This is a genomic window from Leifsonia xyli (assembly GCA_001647635.1).
Classification (GTDB): domain Bacteria; phylum Actinomycetota; class Actinomycetes; order Actinomycetales; family Microbacteriaceae; genus Leifsonia; species Leifsonia xyli_A.
On the sequence record CP014761.1, the window covers coordinates 1,751,864 to 1,769,396 of the forward strand.

Sequence of the window (17,533 nt, forward strand, 5' to 3'; positions counted from 1 at the left end):
AGACATCAGCACTCCATCCGACCCTGATTCGAGCATCGACTCACGACTCGATCGCTGCGTCCAGCGCCCCGCGCCGCAACCCCAGCATCCCCTCCACCGCCCGCGCCAGCACCGGGGCGCGGTCGCCGCCGCCCCAGCGGACCAGCGTTTGCGCGTTCAGGCCGTCGATCATCCCCAGCAGCTGCCAGGCGGCCTGCGCCGGGTCGTCGGCATGGAACTCGCCCGCTGCGACGCCCTCCTGCACGATGCCGAGGATGAGCTCCTGCCACGCGTCCATCTGCTCGCGCACCGCCTCGGCGAGCGCCTCGTTCCTCCGCCCGAGCGCCCACGCCTCCACCCAGACCAGGGTGACGTCGTCGCGCGTCCCGTCGAGCAGGGTGCGGAGCAGGACCGCCAGCCGCTGGGTGGGCGCACCGGCCCCGGCGAGCAGCGTGCGCACCTCGCCCAGCTCGGCGCCGACCACGGCGGCGAAGGCGGACGCGACCAGTGCGTCCATCGCCGGATGGTAGTGGGCCACGAGAGCGGGCGTCACACCCGCGCGCCCTGCGACACCGCGGAGTGTGACCGCGGCGAGGCCGTCGGTCAGCGCAAGGTCGCGCGCGGCAGTCGCCAGCTCGGTGCGGCGCTCGGCCGGCGGGCGGCGGGGGCTCTTGACATGGTCCGCCCAGTATAGGTACTTTCGTCACACATATTGATCGCACGATCAATAAAAGTCGCCGACCGATGGAGGACTCGATGACCTGGCGCATGCCCGCCGAGACGGCACCCCACGAGCGCACCTGGATGGCGTTCCCGCGCGCCGGCCTCACCCTCGGTGACGACGCCGCGTCCGCCGAGGAGGCTTACGCGTCGTGGACCGCGGTCGCCCACGCGGTGGCCGAGTACGAGCCGCTCACCATGGTCGTCGACCCGACCGAGCGCGACCGCGCCCACCGCATGCTCGGCAGCCACATCGAGCAGGTGGAGGCGCCGCTCGACGAGTTCTGGATGCGCGACTTCGGCCCCACCTTCGTGGTGGACGACGAGCGCCCGGGCGTGCTCGGCGCAGTGGACTGGACGTTCAACGGCTGGGGCGATCCGGAGTGGGCGGAGTGGCGCAAGTCCGCCGAGATCGCCCGCTTCGTCGCCGAGCAGACCGGCGCCGAGCTGATCAGCTCGCTGCTCGTCAACGAAGGCGGCGGCATCCACGTCGACGGCGAGGGCACGGTCCTGCTGACCGAGACGGTGCAGCTCGACCCGCGGCGCAACAAGTACGCCGACAAGGCGCGCGTCGAGGCGGAGATGGCCCGCACGATCGGCGCCACGCACGCGATCTGGCTGCCGCGCGGCCTCACCCGCGACTACGACGACTTCGGGACCAACGGCCACGTCGACATCGTCGCGACCATCCCCTCCCCCGGCACCCTGCTGCTGCACACCCAGCGCGACCCGGAGCACCCGGACTTCGAGGTGTCGCGCGAGCTGCGCGCGATGCTGGCCGAGACGACCGACGCGGCCGGCCGCCGGTGGGACATCGTCGAGCTGCCCGCGCCGGCGACCCTCCGCGACGAGGAGGGCTTCGTCGACTGGAGCTACGTCAACCACCTGGTCGTCAACGAAGGCATCGTGGCGTGCGGCTTCGGCGAGGAGAAGGCTGACGCCGAGGCGACGGAGATCCTGGAGGCCGTCTACCCCGGTCGCCGCGTGACCATGGTGGACTCGCGCCCGATCTTCGCGCGCGGCGGAGGCATCCACTGCATCACCCAGCAGCAGCCGGCGGTGAACGCATGACGTTCGACGTGGTCGAGGCCTCCATCGCCGACCTGCGGCGAGCGCTCGAGGCCGGCGAGACGACCAGCGAGGAGCTGGTGACGGCGCACCTGGCGCGCATCGACGCCTACGACGCGGCCGGCCCACGGCTCAACGCCGTGGTGGTCCGGAACCCGGACGCAATGGAGGAGGCCCGCGCGTCCGACGCGCGCCGGGCCCACGGCGAGACGCTCGGCCCGCTCGACGGCATCCCTTACACCGCGAAGGACAGCTACCTTGCCCGCGGCCTGACCGCCGCGGCCGGCTCGCCCGCCTTCGAGCACCTGGTCGCGCAGCGCGACGCCTTCACGATCGAGCGGCTGCGGGCGGCCGGGGCGATCCTACTCGGCCTGACCAACATGCCGCCGATGGCCAACGGCGGCATGCAGCGCGGCGTCTACGGCCGCGCCGAGTCGCCGTACAACGGCGACTACCTGACGGCCGCGTTCGGCTCCGGGTCGTCGAACGGCTCGGGCACGGCGACCGCCGCCAGCTTCGCGGCATTCGGGCTCGGCGAGGAGACCTGGTCGTCCGGCCGCGCCCCCGCCTCCAACAACGCCCTGTGCGCGTACACGCCGTCGCGCGGGATCATCTCGGTGCGCGGCAACTGGCCGCTGGTGCCGACGATGGATGTGGTGGTGCCGCACACGCGCACGATGGGCGATCTGCTCGAAGTGCTCGACGTGATCGTGGCCGACGACGCGGAGACGCGCGGCGACTTCTGGCGAGCCCAGCCGTGGGTCGAGCTGCCGCGCGCGTCCGAGGTGCGACCCGCGTCGTACCCGGCGGTGGCGCAGGATGCCTCCCTGGCCGGCCGACGCGTGGGCATCCCGCGGATGTACATCAACGCCGACCCCGACGCCGGCACCGCCGAGCACCCCGGGATCGGCGGCCCGACCGGGCAGCGCATCGAGACGCGCGCGTCGGTGATCGCCCTCTGGGAGGCGGCGCGACGCGACCTGGAGGCGGCGGGTGCGACCGTGGTCGAGGTCGACTTCCCGGCCGTGTCCAACTACGAGGGCGACCGGCCGGGCGCGCCCACGATCGCCACCCGCGGTCTGGTCCGGCCGGAGTTCCTCCGCCGTGAGATCGTCGACCTGTCGGCGTGGGCATGGAACGACTTCCTCGACGCGAACGGCGACCCCGCCCTGCGCACCCTCGCGGACGTGGACGGATCCCGCATCTTCCCGCAGCCCGAGGGCGCCCTGCCCGACCGCTACACCGGGTTCGAGGACGACATCGCCGACTACCCCGCGTGGGTGCGGGCGCATCCGGGGACGACGCTGGACAGCATCCCGGAGCTGGCCGACGGACTGCGCGGCCTCGAGGAGACCCGCCGCGTCGACCTGGAGGAGTGGATGGATGGCATCGGCCTCGACGCGGTCGTCTTCCCGGCCGTGGCCGACGTGGCACCGGCGGACATGGATGTGAACCCTGCCTCGGCGGACCTCGGCTGGCGCAACGGCGTCTGGGTCGCGAACGGCAACCTCGTTCCGCGGCACCTCGGCATCCCGACCGTCACGGTCCCGATGGGCACCATGGCCGACATCGGGATGCCCGTCGGGCTGACCTTCGCCGGCCGCGCCTACGACGACACACGCCTGCTCGCGCTCGCCGCGGCCTTCGAGGCGCTGGCCCCGCGCCGCACTGCCCCGCCCCGCACACCGCCCCTCCCCTAGCCGCACCCTCCCGGGGCCGTCCGCGATTCGTGCCGAATGTGCGTTATGAGGTCGCCATAACGCACATTCGGCACGAATCCTCGCAGGGGTGAGGGTCGGCGCCGTCGAACGGCCGCGCCGATTCGTCACGAATGGTCGCCATTCGCCACGAATCGCGCCCATTCGTGACGAATCGTGATGGGACCCTCCGCGCCGGGTCGGTCGCGGGAGGGATGCGGATCAGGCTCGGGAGGGACGCGCGTGGCGCGGCTGCGCTGCGAGCGTGGGAGGCATGCACTCCACGAACCGCGTCATCGGCGCCGCCTCCGCCCTCCTGCTCGCCGCCGCCCTCGCGGGATGCGCGGCCGGCGGCACCGCCGCGATGGCCCGTCCTGCGAGCCTTCCCGCGGCGGGCGGCGCCGCGACCGCGGACGGCCTCACCGTCGATGACGGTTACATCCCCGACGGCGGCTCCCTGAGCCTCGACAGCGACCTCCCCGCCGTCACCCGTCTCGACCCGGCGCTCCTGACCGCACTCCGCGACGCGCAGGCCGCGATGCGGCAGGAGGGCGCCGGCCACGAGATCACGATCGCCGACGGGTGGCGCTCCGAGCGGTATCAGGAGCACCTGTTCGCGCAGGCGGTCGAGCAGTACGGCAGCGAGGAGGAGGCCGAGAAGTGGGTGAAGCGCGGCAGCGACTCGGCGCACGTCCGCGGCGAGGCGGTCGACATCGCCGACGCCGGCGCGATGGACTACCTCAACCGGTTCGGGAACACCTGGGGCCTGTGCCAGACGTACGCGAATGAGGCCTGGCACTTCGAACTGCGCACCCGGCCCGGCGGCGAGTGCCCCCCGCAGTCCGCCGACGGCCGAGGCTGACGGTCAGCAGATCTCGTTCGGGATGAGGTCGCTCGTCCCGACTTGCACCGCGGACACGGTCCCGCCCGCCCACAGGTCGCGGAACAGGATCCACCGCGTGCCGTCCGTGATCCCGTACGTGGGCACGTCCCCACCGTGCGTCACCGCGAGGTCGGGGTAGGCCGCCTTCAGCTCCGCGATCGTCGATCCTACTCCGATCCCGCGCTCCGTCCGGGGCGATGCCGCGACGTCGGACGGCCCGGGCGCGTCGGAGGACCCCATCCACGACACCGTCACATCGACGGCGTGTTCGTGATCGGTCCGACCGCCCGAGGTGGACGCTCGGAGGGTGTCGGCCAGCCGGTACACGTACGCGGAGCACTGCTCTTCCGGCGCGGCGAGCTCCGTGAACGCCGAGAGCTCCGACGGGACGGCGGCCAGCTCGGACCCCGCCACCAGCGGCCCGATGCCCTCGAAGGTGACCAGCCAGGTCGACGGATCGGCCGGGTCGGCCGCCGGAGTGGCACTGGGCATGGCCGTGGGCGTGGAGGTGGTCGTCGGCGACGCGGACACCGCCGGCGACGTCGCTGCCGCTCCGGCCACGCCGCCCGCGCACCCCGTGAGCACCGCGGCCGCACCGATCGCGACGACCACCGCGAGACCGCGCAGCCGAGTCGAGATCACGTCATTCCCCGTCATGAGAACCCCCTGGCCGCAGCATAGCGACTCGCTCAGTAAGCTGGATGCCGTGTCCAAGGTTCTGAGCAGTCTGCCCGTCGGTGAACGAGTCGGCATCGCGTTCTCGGGAGGTCTCGACACCTCCTGCGCGGTCGCCTGGATGCGCGAGAAGGGCGCGATCCCCTGCACCTACACCGCCGACATCGGCCAGTACGACGAGCCCGACATCGAGGCCGTCCCCGGCCGCGCCGGCGAGTACGGCGCCGAGATCTCCCGACTGGTGGACGCGAAGCGCGCGCTCGTCGAAGAGGGCCTGATCGCCCTGCAGTGCGGCGCATTCCACATCCGCTCGGGCGGCAAGACCTACTTCAACACCACTCCGCTCGGCCGCGCGGTCACCGGCGTCATGCTCGTGCGCGCGATGATGGAGGACGGCGTGGAGATCTGGGGCGACGGCTCCACCTACAAGGGCAACGACATCGAGCGGTTCTACCGTTACGGCCTGATCGCCAACCCGCGCCTGCGCATCTACAAGCCGTGGCTCGACGCCGCGTTCGTGGAGGAGCTCGGCGGGCGCAAGGAGATGAGCGAGTGGCTCGTCGCGCGCGGTTTCCCGTACCGCGACGCGACCGAGAAGGCGTACTCGACCGACGCCAACATCTGGGGCGCCACCCACGAGGCGAAACGACTGGAGGAACTGGACGCAGGCCTCGACATCGTCGAGCCGATCATGGGCGTCGCCGCCTGGCGCGACGATGTCCACGTCGAGACCGAGACGGTGTCCGTCCGATTCGAGTCAGGTCGCCCGGTCGCCATCAACGGGGTCGAGTTCGACGACCCGGTTGCCCTCGTGCTCGAGGCCAACGCCATCGGCGGCCGTCACGGGCTCGGCGCCTCCGATCAGATCGAGAACCGCATCATCGAGGCCAAGAGCCGCGGCATCTACGAGGCGCCGGGCATGGCCCTGCTGCACATCGTCTACGAGCGCCTGCTCAACGCCATCCACAACGAGGACACGGTCGCCAACTACCACAACGAGGGCCGCCGCCTCGGCCGCCTGATGTACGAGGGCCGGTGGCTGGACCCGCAGTCGCTGATGCTGCGCGAGTCGCTGCAGCGCTGGGTCGGCTCCGCCATCACCGGCGAGGTCACGTTGCGCCTGCGCCGCGGCGACGACTACACGATCCTCGACACGACCGGTCCGGCGCTCAGCTACCACCCCGAGAAGCTGTCGATGGAGCGCGTGGGCAACTCCGCGTTCGGCCCCGGCGACCGCATCGGCCAGCTGACCATGCGCAACCTCGACATCGCCGACTCCCGCTCGCGGCTGGAGCAGTACGCCGCGTCCGGCCTCATCGGCGGACCGACCGGCGCGCTGGTCGGCGAGCTCGAGGAAGGCAGCGCCCGCTCCATCCTCGAAGGCGTCGAGCCGGTCGACGAGGAGCTGTCGCGCGAGATCGACCTGAGCTCGGAGGGCGCCGCGTTCGACTCGGGCACCGACTGAGCCCGTCGCGGCGCGCGAGCGTCGCGGCACCCGCCGAACGTACGATGAGCGTATGGACAAGCACGAGGTGGAGGCGGACGAGCACCGCCCCGAGAACTGGCCGCTGGGTCGGCTGCTCGGCGCCGCCTCGCGCACCGTCGAGCGCGCCTGGGCGGAGGCGCTGGAGCAGCGCGGCCTGACGCACGCGGGCCTGGTCGTGCTGCACCTGCTGGAACTGGGCTTCGACTCGCAATCCGATCTCGCCCGGCTCGCGCGCGTCGAGCCGCAGACCATGTCCCGCACGGTGGACCGCCTGGAGCGCGAGGGACTGCTGGTCCGCCGGCCCGACCCCGTCGACCGGCGCCGTCATGTCCTCGCCGTGACGGACGAGGGCCGCGCCGCCTTCGCCGGCGTGCGCGGGCTCGAGGACGAGGTCTTCCCCGAGGTCGACGACCCCGCCGCCCTGCGCGCCGCCCTGCTGCAGATCGTCTCCGCCCGCCCATGAGCGACAGCGGCGTGCACCGCGTCGCCGTGCTGGTACTGGAGGGCGCCAAGCCGCTGGACGTCGGTATCCCCGCCCAGGTGTTCTCCCATCGGCCGAGCATGCCCTACGAGGTGCGCGTCTGCGGCGCGGCGCCCGGCCTGGTGACCGGCGGCGACGGCCTCTCGTACCATGTCGCCGACGGGCTGGAGGCGCTGGAGCAGGCCGACTCGGTGTTCGTGCCCGGCTACCGCAACCCCGCGATAACCGACCCGCCCGCCGCGGTCGTCGGAGCCCTCCTCGCGGCGCACGAGCGCGGCGCACGGCTCGCAGCGATCTCGACCGGGGCGTTCGCCCTCGCGGCGACCGGACTCCTCGACGGCAAGCGCGCGACCACCCACTGGCATTACACGCGCGCGCTGGCGGAGCGGCATCCCCTGGTCCGCGTCGACGAGAACGTGCTGTTCGTCGACGAGGGCGACATCCTCACCTCCGCCGGTGCCGCCTCCGGCATCGACCTCTGCCTGCACCTGGTGCGGCGCGATCACGGCGTCGGGCTGTCGAACCGCGTTGCCCGGCGGCTCGTCGCCGCCCCCTACCGCAGCGGCGGGCAGGCGCAGTACGTGCCGCGCAGCGTCCCCGAACCGCTCGGCGACCTCTTCGCCGAGACACGGGAGTGGGCGCTCGCCCACCTGGCAGAACCGCTGACGCTCGAGGCGCTCGCCCGCAACGCGAAGGTGTCGGCGCGGACGTTCTCGCGCCGCTTCGTGGAGGACACCGGCTACACCCCGATGCAGTGGGTGCTGCGCGCCCGGGTCGACCTGGCACGCGAGCTGCTGGAACGCACCGACCTGGGCGTCGAGCAGATCGCGGCGCGCGTGGGGCTGGGGACCGGAGCGAATCTGCGACTGCACTTCCAGCGCATCCTGGGCACCTCGCCGACCGAGTACCGGCACACGTTCTCGGCCTGAGCGGCCTGACGCAATCCTTGCGCTGCATGGCGAAAAGCCTGGCGGGATTCTTGCGCAGCATGTCGCCCACGCCACTTTCTACGTTTCCGCGGCACGCGCAGCATGGATGCGGTCACACGAAAGGAACACCATGACCCGCATCGCCATCAACGGATTCGGCCGCATCGGCCGCAACACCCTCCGCGCCCTTCTCGAGCGCGACTCCGACCTCGAGGTCGTCGCCGTCAACGACCTCACCGCCCCCGCCACTCTCGCCCACCTGCTCGCCTACGACAGCTCCCTCGGCCGCCTCGGCCGCACCGTCGAGGTCGACGGCGACACGCTCGTCGTGGACGGCCGCCGCATCCGCGTCCTCGCCGAGCGCGAGCCCGCCGACCTGCCCTGGGCCGAACTGGGCGTGGATGTGGTGCTCGAGTCCACCGGACGCTTCACCTCCGCCGATGCCGCCCGCGGGCACCTGACGGCAGGCGCCAAGCGGGTGCTCGTCAGCGCCCCCGCCGACGGCGCCGACGTCACACTCGCCTTCGGCGTCAACACCGACGCGTTCGACCCGGAGAACCACCTCATCGTCTCCAACGCCTCGTGCACCACGAACGCGCTCGCGCCGCTGGCGAAGGTGCTGGACGACCTCGCCGGCATCGAGCACGGCTTCATGACGACCGTGCACGCGTACACGCAGGAGCAGAACCTCCAGGACGGCCCCCACCGCGACCTCCGCCGCGCCCGCGCCGCCGCCGTCAACATCGTGCCGACGACCACCGGCGCCGCGAAGGCGATCGGGCTGGTCCTGCCGCAGCTCGACGGCAAGCTCTCGGGCGACTCCATCCGCGTGCCCGTGCCGGTCGGCTCCATCGTGGAGCTCAACACGACGGTGTCGCGCGACGTCACCCGTGACGAGGTGCTCGCCGCCTACCGCGAGGCGGCGGACGGCGCACTCCGCGGCATCCTCGAGTACGCCGACGCGCCACTCGTCTCGAGCGACATCACCGGGCAGCCGGCATCGTCGATCTTCGACGCCGCGCTCACGCGGGTGGACGGGCGCCACATCAAGGTCGTCGCCTGGTACGACAACGAGTGGGGCTTCTCCAACCGCGTCGTCGACACGCTGGAGCTGCTGGCCGAGGCGGTCTGAGGACTCAGGCCTCTTTCGGCACCTTCACGGTGAGGCTGGACGGGTCGACCCACGTGCGGAGGGCGGATGCGCGGCCGAACAGGTCGCCGTCCAGGTCCACCTCCTGCGGACGGTTGAGGCGCATGACGAACTCCCGGCCTTTGAGGTAGTTCATCGCGCGCACCTCCTTGTCGGCTCCCATGAGCCGCCGCCCGACGGTCGTGCGGCGGAGCACGCCGTTCTCCCAGAAGATCTTGACGGCGATCTGCACCCAGCCCACGAATCCCTCCGGCCGCAGCACGACGATGTCGAACTCGCCGTCGTCGACCGCGGCTTCGGGGAGCAGCAGGATGTTTGCGGGCAGCGACCCGCAGTTGCCGATCAGGACGGTGTGGGCGCGCACGGACCGCACGCCCTTGTCATCCAGCTGATAGCGCAGCCGCAGCTCGTTCTTGTCGCGAAGCACCTTGCTGATCGCCTTCACGTAGGCGAGCCAGCCGTGACGCGCCTTGAGGTCGTCGTCGGTGGCGGCGATCATCTGGGCGTCGATGCCCACCCCGGCCATGACGAGGTACGAGTGCTTGCGCGTCGGGCCGCTCCCGTCACGCAGCTCGATCACGCCGACGTCGATGGTCCGGTCGTCCCCGTCGAACGCGGAGTCGAGCGCGTTCTCGATGTCGTCCAGCGTGAGGTTCAGGTTGCGGGCGAGCAGGTTGCCCGTGCCGGAGGGCAGCAGCGCGATGGGCGTGCCGGTGCCGCGCAGCTCCTCGGCCACGGTCCGCACCGTACCATCGCCGCCCGCCGCGATGACGACGTCGACGCCCTTCTCGAGGGCTTCCTTCGTCTGCCCGCTGCCCGGGTCGTCCTCGGTGGTCTCGAGCCATAGCGTCTCGTTCCACCCCCATCGCTTCTCGGCGGCGGCCAGTGCCTCGCGCAACGCGGGCTCATCGACCTTCACCGGGTTCACGACGATTGCTGCGGTCCTCGGTTGCTCGGGCATACCGGGGACAGTACCGGGGAAGTCGCGGGTGCGTAAGCGGGACGGGTGCGAGCACCCGTCCGTCACTTGCCTTTGCCGCCGCCCTTGCCGTTGCCGTTGTTCTTCCCCGGCCCCTTGTTCGGGTTCCCGCCGCCCGGCGCTGGCTGGACGGGCGCGGGAGCCGGCGCCACCTGCTGCGGCGCCTCCTGTTGCGGCGCCGGTGTCGTCGGCGCGACGGCGGGTGCGACGGTCGTGGGCGGTGCCTGCACGCTCGGGGTCGGCCGCGGCGTGGTGGGGACCGACTGCGGCTCCTCCGACGCCGGCGCGACCATGCTCCCGAGGGTGAGAGTCGCGGCGACCACCAGGATCGAGCCGGCGACCGCGCCGGTCGCGACGATCCCGCGACGGCGTCGCGTCGACTTCGTGTCGCGCATCGCGCGGCGGGCCGGGAGGATGCGGGTCGGATCCGCCGCTGCCGCCGCCGGACCGGTCATCCCCTGCGTCGCGACGTCCTCCGGGGCCTGTGGGACCCATCCCGCCAGCTGTGGCGCGAGCTCTCGCGCCATCACGGCGACCTCCAGCGCGGTCGGCCGCAGCGCCGGATCCCGGGCGGTCATCGCAGCGAGAAGACCGCGCCAGTCCTCGGGTAGCGAGGCCGGGATGCGCGGGTCGCGCGCCGCACGCGCGGCCACCGCCTCCACCGGGGTCCCGGGGTACTCGCGCACGCCGGTGAGCGTCTCGAGAGTCAGCAGCCCGAGCGAGTAGATGTCGGCCGCAGGGCCCGGCTCGCCGCCGAACACCTGCTCCGGGCTGAGGTAGCCTGCCGTGCCGATGACGGTGCCGATCGTGGTGATCCGCTCCGAGCCGACCAGGTGGGCGATGCCGAAATCGGCAAGCTTCACAACCGGGCGCCCGCCCGGGACGCTGGAGTCGGCGAGCAGGATGTTGCCCGGCTTCAGGTCGCGGTGCACCATCCCCGCCTCATGCACGACGACGAGCGCCTCGGCGATGCCGGCCGTCACCTCGACGGCCTCGTCCGCCGGAAGCGGGCCGCGCTTCAGGCGGCTGCGGAGGTCCTCGCCGTCCACCAACTCCATGACGAGGAAGCTCGGGGTCGCATCCCCGTCGGCGGCGAGGTGCGCGTCGTGGAGGGCGACGAGGTGCGGGTGGCTCAGCCGGGCGAGCATGGTGGCCTCGGTGTGCCGGCGCGCATCCTCGACCGCGGTCCCGGGGGCGAACAGCTTGACCGCGACCTCGCGGTCAAGCCGCAGGTCGGTCGCCCGGTAGACGGTCGCCATGCCGCCGCGACCCAGTCGGTCGTGCAGTTCGTACCGCTCCAGGAGCACTCTGTCGTCCACCGCGCGAGCATACGCGCACACGGGCTGTCCGTGAATCCGCCGACAGTCGGGTACACCACTATTGAATACGGGGCCGGATGGGGCATCACTGGGTGAGGTGAAGCACGAACCGGAAGCGACTCCGCCCGACACGGGCGTTCTGGAGGCGCTACAGGTCTACCGTGCAGCCGAAGCGGCCATGCGCAGGCGCACCGGCGCGGCCATGGGCATCGGCGAGAACGACCTGCTGGCGCTCCGTCTCATCCTCGACAACACCGCGCTCGGGAGACCAACGTTCGCCAAGGACGTCAGCGCCTACCTCGGCGTCTCAAGCGCCTCGACCACGCTGCTGATCGACCGGCTGGCGAAGAGCGGCTTCGTCGAGCGCAAGCCCAGCCGCATCGACAAACGATCGATCGAGCTGGTGCCGACCCGCGCCGCGCTCGGCGACACCGGCCCCCTGCTTGCCGCCGCGCAGGAGCAGATCGCCGCCGCGACCGCAGAGCTCAGTCCCGATGAGGCGGAGACGGTCACGCGCTTCCTGACCAAGATGCGTGAAACGGTCGATCGGATCGCGTCCGAACGGTCGGCTAGGCCGAAACGCACCTGAAGTCAAGGGGATTGCTAGGCAATTGAAGCAGTTGTTGGCTGGAGTGCGTCAAGGAAAGGACACTTCTCCATGAACATCCTGCTCATCATCATCGCGATCATCGCGATCATCCTGCTGCTCACGGGTGGCTTCGTTCAGTCCCTGAACTTCCTCCTGTGGGTGGGCATCATCCTGCTCGTCCTCGCCGTGATCGTCTGGCTGGTGCGACTCCTCACCGGAAGCCGACGGGTCTAGGCAGGAGGCGGCCATGAGCCTCGGCGCAGGGATCTTCCTCGTCGTGGTGGGCGCGATCCTCGCGTTCGCCCTGAACATCCAGGTCGGCTGGATCGACCTGCACCTGGTGGGCTACATCCTGATGGTGGCCGGCGTCATCGGCATCATCATCGGGATCGTGCTTCTCACCCGGCGTCGCACCTCCGTCGCCACCACCCGCACGGCCGTCGATCCTGCGACGGGCGAGCGCGTGACGCGCCGGACGGGCGAGTCGGACGACATCGTCTGACACCTCTTTCCCTCTCGGATGGGCGAAGACCCCGTGCCACTCGGCACGGGGTCTTCGTCTGTCCACGGGGGAGGGATCACTCCATGGTGTCGAGGATGCCGACCAGGTCGTCGAAGGTCGTCAGCGGGTTGAGCACGGCGAAGCGCGTGTTCGGCCGGCCCGCGTGGGAGCTCGGGGTGACGAACGCGCGCTGGTCCTCCAGGAGCCGGGCGGACCAGACCGCGTAGTCCTCCTTGGTCCATCCCTCGCGCTCGAACACGACCACCGACAGCTGCGGGTGCCGCACGAGCCGGAACCCGTCGCGCCGCTCGATCTCGTCGGCGATCTGGCCCGCCAGGCGGATGGATGCCGTCACCGCCTCGCGGTAGGCCGCCGCGCCGTGCGAGGCGAGCGAGAACCAGAACGGGAGTCCACGGGCACGCCGCGTCAGGTGCGCCGCGTAGTCCGACGGGCTCCACTCGGCGTTCTCGGTCAGAGTGTCGAGGTACTCCGCGTGCTGCGTGTGGGCGCGACGACCCGCCTCGGGGTCGCGGTAGATCAGCGCGCACGCGTCGAACGGCGCGAACAGCCACTTGTGCGGGTCGACGATCACCGAGTCGGCGTGCTCGACACCGGCGAAGCGGTGCCGGGCGAGCGGGGACAGCATCCCCGCCAGGCCGTAGGCGCCGTCGACGTGCAGCCAGAATGAGAACTCCGACTTGAGGGCCGCGACCGACGCGATGTCGTCGACGATGCCGAAGTTGGTGGAGCCGCCGGTCGCCACGACCGCGAACACCGCGTCCCCGTACTCCTCCAGCGCCGGACGGACGGCTTCGCCGGTCAGGACCCCGGACTCGCCAGGCGAGACGGCGACGACATCCACATCCATCACCCGGGCGGCCGAGGAGACCGACGAGTGCGCCTCCGAGCTGCAGACGATCACCCAGCGCCCGGCCGGGTTGCCGCGCTCGGTGCGCGCCGCGTCCCTGGCGGCCACCAGCGCGGACAGGTTGCCCAGCGTCCCGCCTTGCACGAACACGCCTCCGGCGGTCGACGGGAGTCCGAACTCCGCGGCCAGCCAGGAGAGCACCTGGTTCTCGGCGTAGACGGCGCCCGAGCCCTCCAGCCACGACCCGCCGTAGACCGCGCTGGCCGAGACGACCAGATCGAAGGCGGTGGCGGCCTTGGTCGGCGCGGTGGGGATGAAGGAGAGGTATCGCGGGTGGTCCGTCGTGATGCAGGCCGGCGCGAGGACGTGCTCGAACAACGCCAGGGCGCGCTCGGCGCCGATGCCGGTCTCCGACACGGTCTGCCCGGCCAGCCGGCGCAGCTCGAACTCCGGAAGCGGCTTGTCGAGCGGGGTGTCCTCGCTCAGGATGCGACGGCGCGAGTAGTCGAGGACGAGATCGACGAGCTCCCGGGTCTCGGGGGTGACGGCGTGCATCCGCTCGTGCAGCTGGGCGGCGGGTTTCTGGGTCTGGGTCATGCTTCCTCCGACCGCAATGCTTTCACACCGAACGAGCATGCGTTTGGCACTCAGCGCACGATTATTGCGCATTGGCGGCTGTAGCGACACTTTACAGCGTTCACGACCGCCATGACGCTCATTCTGCTACGTTCGAGCAGTGAGCGACACACCCGCCGCGGACATCCGCACCGACGCAGCCCTGGTCGAGCAGCTGGTGGCCGAGCAGCATCCCGATCTCCGCGCACCGCTCCGCCTCGTGTCCGACGGCTGGGACAACCAGCTCTACCGGCTCGGCGACCGTCTCGCCGTCCGCGTGCCGCGCCGCGAGGTGGCGGCGCACCTGATCGAGCACGAGCAGCAGCTCCTTCCGGGCATCGCCGCGCGCGTATCCGTGCCCGTCCCCGTCCCGCTCTGGGTCGGGGTCCCGTCGGAGACGTTCCCCTGGCCGTGGAGCATCGTCGAATGGTTCGACGGCACCGACGGCGCGTCCGTGGACGCGCAGGCGCGCGCCGGGCTGGCCGATCCGCTCGCGCGCTTCATCGGCGAGCTGGCGGTGCCCGCACCGGGCGCGCCGCGGAACCCCGTGCGCGGAGTCCCGCTCTCCTCCCGGCACGACGCCGTCGCGCTGAGGCTGCGGTCGCTCTCGGGCCGAATGGAGGTGGCCCACCTCGAGCAGGCCTGGCGCGAGGCGCTCGACGCGCCGGCCTGGGACGGGCCGCCGCTCCTGCTGCACGGGGACCTGCATCCCGGCAACCTGCTGCTCTCCGACGACGGCGGACTCGCGGCCGTCCTCGACTTCGGCGACGTCACCTCGGGCGACCCCGCCACCGACCTGGCGACCGCGTGGCTCACCTTCGACGGTGACGCGCGGGAGGCGTTCCGGAAGTCGCTGCCCGCTGCGCCGGATGCCGCCACCTGGCTGCGCGCCCGCGGCTGGGCGGTGGCGATGGCCTCGGCCCTCGCGACGGCCTCCGACGACAACCCGCGGATGGCCTCGCTGGCCCGGCACACCCTCCAGCAGATCGAGGAGTAGGCGGTCTCGGCTAGAGGCCGCGCTCGTGCGTGCTGCCGACCGCCTGCTGGCCGTCCTCGTCGACCGCGATCAGGCCGGTGGAACTGGCGGCGGCGGCGGCGAGACGCTCGATCCACTCGCGGTCGAGCGCCGGCGGCCGGGACCCGTTGTAGCGGAACCGGAGCGGGATGGAGGGGTCGATCCAGACGGTGGTGCGTCCGTCTCCGTTGTCGGGCGACTCCCGCCAGCTGAGCGCGAAGGACTCCTTGCGCCGCAGCTTCGAGACGATGACCACCTCGAGGTGGGCCAGCACCCGATCGTCGAACGAGATCTGCGTGCTGCTGTCGTAGACCATGAAACCCATCGGGACCTCCACCGACACCGTACCGCGGCGCGCTCGGCGCGGAGGAGTCCCGAGCCGACGCGCCGCCGGATGCGCGAAAACGGAGGAGTCCGCGGCCGGACGGGCCGCGGACTCCTCCGTTTCAGGGGTTGCCTACCAGTCGTTGCCCACGCGGATGAGCTTCTTGTTGACGAACTCGTCGGCGCCGAAGCGGCCGAGCTCACGGCCCGAGCCGGAGCGCTTCACGCCGCCGAACGGCAGCTCGGCGCCGTCGGCGAGCACCACGTTCACGAAGACCATGCCGGCCTCGATGCGGTCCGCGACGCGGGACGCCTGCTCCTTGTCGGTCGTGTACAGGTACGAGCCAAGGCCGAACGGGGTGTCGTTCGCGATGCGGACCGCGTCGTCCTCGTCCTTCGCGCGGAACACCTGCGCGACGGGACCGAAGAATTCCTCCTTCGACGCCGGGTTCTCCGGGGTCACGTCGGTGAGGACGGTCGTCTCGAAGAAGGCGCCGTTGCGGCCGCCGCCGCGCACCAGGGTCGCGCCGTTCTCGACCGCGCGCTTGACCTGCTCGTCGAGGTTCTCCGCGGCCTTCAGCGACGAGAGCGGGCCGAGGGCGGAGTCCTCGCTGGTCGGGTCGGACGCCTCCACCTCCGCGAGCTTCTCGGTGAACTTCGACAGGAACGAGTCGTACAGGTCGTCGATCACGACGAACCGCTTCGCGGCGTTGCAGGACTGGCCCGAGTTGTCGAGGCGCGCGTCCACGGCGTTCTGCACGGCCGCATCCAGGTCGTCCGTCGAGAGCAGGATGAACGGGTCCGAGCCGCCGAGCTCGAGCACGACCTTCTTGAGGTTGCGGCCCGCGATCTCGGCGACCTTCGCGCCGGCGCGCTCCGAGCCGGTCAGCGAGACGCCCTGGACGCGCGGGTCGGCGATCACGGTCTCGATCTGCGGGTGGCTGGCGTAGATGTTGACGTAGGCGCCCTCGGGGAAGCCGGCGTCGAGGAAGATCTGCTGGATGGCCGCGGCCGACTCCGGGCACTGCTCCGCGTGCTTCAGCAGGATGGTGTTGCCGATGACCAGGTTCGGTCCGGCGAAGCGGGCCACCTGGTAGTAGGGGAAATTCCACGGCATGATGCCCAGCAGAACGCCGAGCGCCGAGCGGCGGACGACCGCGGAGCCGTCGCCGTCGAGCAGCTGGATCGGCTCGTCCTTCAGGAACTCGTCCGCGTGGTCCGCGTAGTACTCGTAGATCGCACCGGCGAAGTCGACCTCGGCGAGCGCCTGCTCGACCGGCTTGCCCATCTCGAGAACGATGATGTCCGCCAGCTGCTGGCGGCGCTCGACGTGCAGCTCGCCGACGCGGCGGATGAGCGCGGCGCGCTCCTGCACGGTGGTCGAGCGCGACCAGGTGCGGAAGACGCCGTCGGCGGCGGCGATGGCCGCCTGCAGGTCCTCGTCGCTGATGGTGTCGAAGGTCTTGACCGTCTCGCCGGTGGCGGGGTTGGTCACGGCGTAGCTCATGTCGCTCCTCTTCTTCGCTGAACGGGTCTGGCCCAGTGTCGAGAATACGGGGTCCGCGGGGGTTGCGGATCGCCATGTCGTCCATGGCACCTGCCCCTCCTCGACACGTCGTACAGCCTCGTGGATGCGTCCGACCCCGGGTGGAGCGGGTGAAGGACGCGCTGCACTTGGCTCACGACCGCGACTGAGGCGTCAATTCCGCGCAAGTATTGCAGGTTCGCAACGCATCCGCGGTAGAAAGTACGGGTGACCGACGAGGACCCGATCGAGGCTGCCCTCCGCGCGGCGGACTTCCTGATGCACGTCGCCGCGCGCTCCGTGATGGAGGTCGACCACATCGTCACCTCGCCGCAGCTCCGCGTGCTCGTCTTCATCGCGACGCGCGGACCGCAGAATCCCGGCGACGTCGCAACCGAACTCGGCGTTCACCCCTCCAACGCCACCCGCACGAGCGAGAAGCTGGTCCGCGCCGGCCTGATCGAACGCCAGGAGGACCCGACCGACCGCCGCTACGTGAAACTGACGCTGACGAAGGAGGGCGAGCGGCTGGTGGAACGGGTCATCGCCCACCGCCGCAACGCGGTCGCGGAGGTGCTCGCCGCGATGCCCGACGACGAGCGCGAGGCCGCGGCCCGCGCCTTCGCGGCGTTCGCGACGGCGGCGGGGGTGCAGCCGTTCGAGGACGGGCGGTTCACGCTGGTGCTGCCGACGGGGCGGCGAGAGGCGTAAGAGGGCAGACGCAGAAGA

Annotated in this window: 18 protein-coding genes; 11 read left to right on the forward strand and 7 right to left on the reverse strand. The window is 71.3% G+C overall.

What is annotated here, in order from left to right:
• Positions 1 to 40: 40 nt before the first annotated feature.
• Positions 41 to 613: a TetR family transcriptional regulator gene (locus A0130_08620; GenBank protein ID ANF31724.1), complete on the reverse strand. Its 573-nt coding sequence runs from the start codon at positions 611 to 613 to the stop codon at positions 41 to 43.
• Between the two features lie 122 nt (positions 614 to 735).
• Here A0130_08620 and A0130_08625 point away from each other — a divergent pair, with 122 nt between their 5' ends.
• The 3 genes from A0130_08625 to A0130_08635 all read left to right on the forward strand — a co-directional run bounded on the left by A0130_08625 (position 736) and on the right by A0130_08635 (position 4,326).
• On the forward strand, positions 736 to 1,770 hold the full coding sequence (locus A0130_08625; GenBank protein ANF33359.1) for an agmatine deiminase: 1,035 nt from the start codon (positions 736 to 738) through the stop codon (positions 1,768 to 1,770).
• Positions 1,767 to 3,467 (forward strand): amidase, encoded by a 1,701-nt coding sequence (locus A0130_08630; protein ANF31725.1) that lies wholly within the window; start codon positions 1,767 to 1,769, stop codon positions 3,465 to 3,467. The genes A0130_08625 and A0130_08630 overlap by 4 nt, the downstream gene beginning before the upstream one ends.
• 271 nt (positions 3,468 to 3,738) lie before the next feature.
• Positions 3,739 to 4,326, forward strand: coding sequence for a hypothetical protein (locus A0130_08635; GenBank protein ID ANF31726.1), 588 nt, complete (start codon positions 3,739 to 3,741; stop codon positions 4,324 to 4,326).
• A 3-nt stretch (positions 4,327 to 4,329) separates the two neighbouring features.
• On the opposite strand, the gene A0130_08640 is transcribed toward A0130_08635, so the two are convergent.
• Positions 4,330 to 4,989, reverse strand: coding sequence for a hypothetical protein (locus A0130_08640; GenBank protein ANF31727.1), 660 nt, complete (start codon positions 4,987 to 4,989; stop codon positions 4,330 to 4,332).
• A gap of 64 nt (positions 4,990 to 5,053) precedes the next feature.
• On the opposite strand from A0130_08640, the gene A0130_08645 reads away from it, so the two are divergent.
• The 4 genes from A0130_08645 (at position 5,054) to A0130_08660 (ending at position 9,050) form a co-directional block, all read left to right on the forward strand.
• The gene (locus A0130_08645) at positions 5,054 to 6,487 is read left to right on the forward strand and encodes an argininosuccinate synthase (protein ID ANF31728.1); all 1,434 of its coding nucleotides are present in this window, start codon (positions 5,054 to 5,056) and stop codon (positions 6,485 to 6,487) included.
• Between the two features lie 52 nt (positions 6,488 to 6,539).
• Positions 6,540 to 6,971, forward strand: coding sequence for a MarR family transcriptional regulator (locus tag A0130_08650; protein ANF31729.1), 432 nt, complete (start codon positions 6,540 to 6,542; stop codon positions 6,969 to 6,971).
• Positions 6,968 to 7,918, forward strand: coding sequence for an AraC family transcriptional regulator (locus tag A0130_08655; protein ID ANF31730.1), 951 nt, complete (start codon positions 6,968 to 6,970; stop codon positions 7,916 to 7,918). The genes A0130_08650 and A0130_08655 overlap by 4 nt, the downstream gene beginning before the upstream one ends.
• A gap of 130 nt (positions 7,919 to 8,048) precedes the next feature.
• The gene (locus A0130_08660; GenBank protein ANF31731.1) at positions 8,049 to 9,050 is read left to right on the forward strand and encodes a type I glyceraldehyde-3-phosphate dehydrogenase; all 1,002 of its coding nucleotides are present in this window, start codon (positions 8,049 to 8,051) and stop codon (positions 9,048 to 9,050) included.
• 4 nt (positions 9,051 to 9,054) lie between these two features.
• On the opposite strand, the gene A0130_08665 is transcribed toward A0130_08660, so the two are convergent.
• On the reverse strand, positions 9,055 to 9,996 hold the full coding sequence (locus A0130_08665; protein ID ANF31732.1) for a diacylglycerol kinase: 942 nt from the start codon (positions 9,994 to 9,996) through the stop codon (positions 9,055 to 9,057).
• 95 nt (positions 9,997 to 10,091) lie between these two features.
• Positions 10,092 to 11,366 carry a hypothetical protein gene (locus tag A0130_08670; protein ANF31733.1) on the reverse strand — a complete coding sequence of 425 codons (1,275 nt, stop codon included), beginning with the start codon at positions 11,364 to 11,366 and terminating at the stop codon, positions 10,092 to 10,094.
• Positions 11,367 to 11,463: 97 nt separating this feature from the next.
• On the opposite strand from A0130_08670, the gene A0130_08675 reads away from it, so the two are divergent.
• Positions 11,464 to 11,955, forward strand: a complete 492-nt coding sequence (locus A0130_08675; protein ANF31734.1) for a hypothetical protein — start codon at positions 11,464 to 11,466, stop codon at positions 11,953 to 11,955.
• A gap of 247 nt (positions 11,956 to 12,202) precedes the next feature.
• The gene (locus tag A0130_08680) at positions 12,203 to 12,457 is read left to right on the forward strand and encodes a hypothetical protein (GenBank protein ID ANF31735.1); all 255 of its coding nucleotides are present in this window, start codon (positions 12,203 to 12,205) and stop codon (positions 12,455 to 12,457) included.
• A 76-nt stretch (positions 12,458 to 12,533) separates the two neighbouring features.
• Here the strand turns inward: A0130_08680 and A0130_08685 are convergent, their stop codons facing one another.
• A complete protein-coding gene (locus A0130_08685) occupies positions 12,534 to 13,922 on the reverse strand; it encodes a glutamate decarboxylase (protein ANF31736.1) in 1,389 nt (462 codons plus the stop codon).
• 139 nt (positions 13,923 to 14,061) lie between these two features.
• On the opposite strand from A0130_08685, the gene A0130_08690 reads away from it, so the two are divergent.
• Positions 14,062 to 14,937, forward strand: a complete 876-nt coding sequence (locus A0130_08690) for a phosphotransferase (GenBank protein ANF31737.1) — start codon at positions 14,062 to 14,064, stop codon at positions 14,935 to 14,937.
• A 10-nt stretch (positions 14,938 to 14,947) separates the two neighbouring features.
• Here A0130_08690 and A0130_08695 read toward each other — a convergent pair whose 3' ends face one another.
• Positions 14,948 to 15,280: an ATP-dependent DNA ligase gene (locus tag A0130_08695; GenBank protein ANF31738.1), complete on the reverse strand. Its 333-nt coding sequence runs from the start codon at positions 15,278 to 15,280 to the stop codon at positions 14,948 to 14,950.
• Between the two features lie 132 nt (positions 15,281 to 15,412).
• Entirely contained in the window at positions 15,413 to 16,786 is a 1,374-nt protein-coding gene (locus A0130_08700; GenBank protein ID ANF31739.1) for a succinate-semialdehyde dehydrogenase, read from the reverse strand.
• A 297-nt stretch (positions 16,787 to 17,083) separates the two neighbouring features.
• On the opposite strand from A0130_08700, the gene A0130_08705 reads away from it, so the two are divergent.
• A complete protein-coding gene (locus A0130_08705) occupies positions 17,084 to 17,515 on the forward strand; it encodes a MarR family transcriptional regulator (GenBank protein ID ANF33360.1) in 432 nt (143 codons plus the stop codon).
• The last annotated feature ends 18 nt before the right edge of the window (positions 17,516 to 17,533 follow it).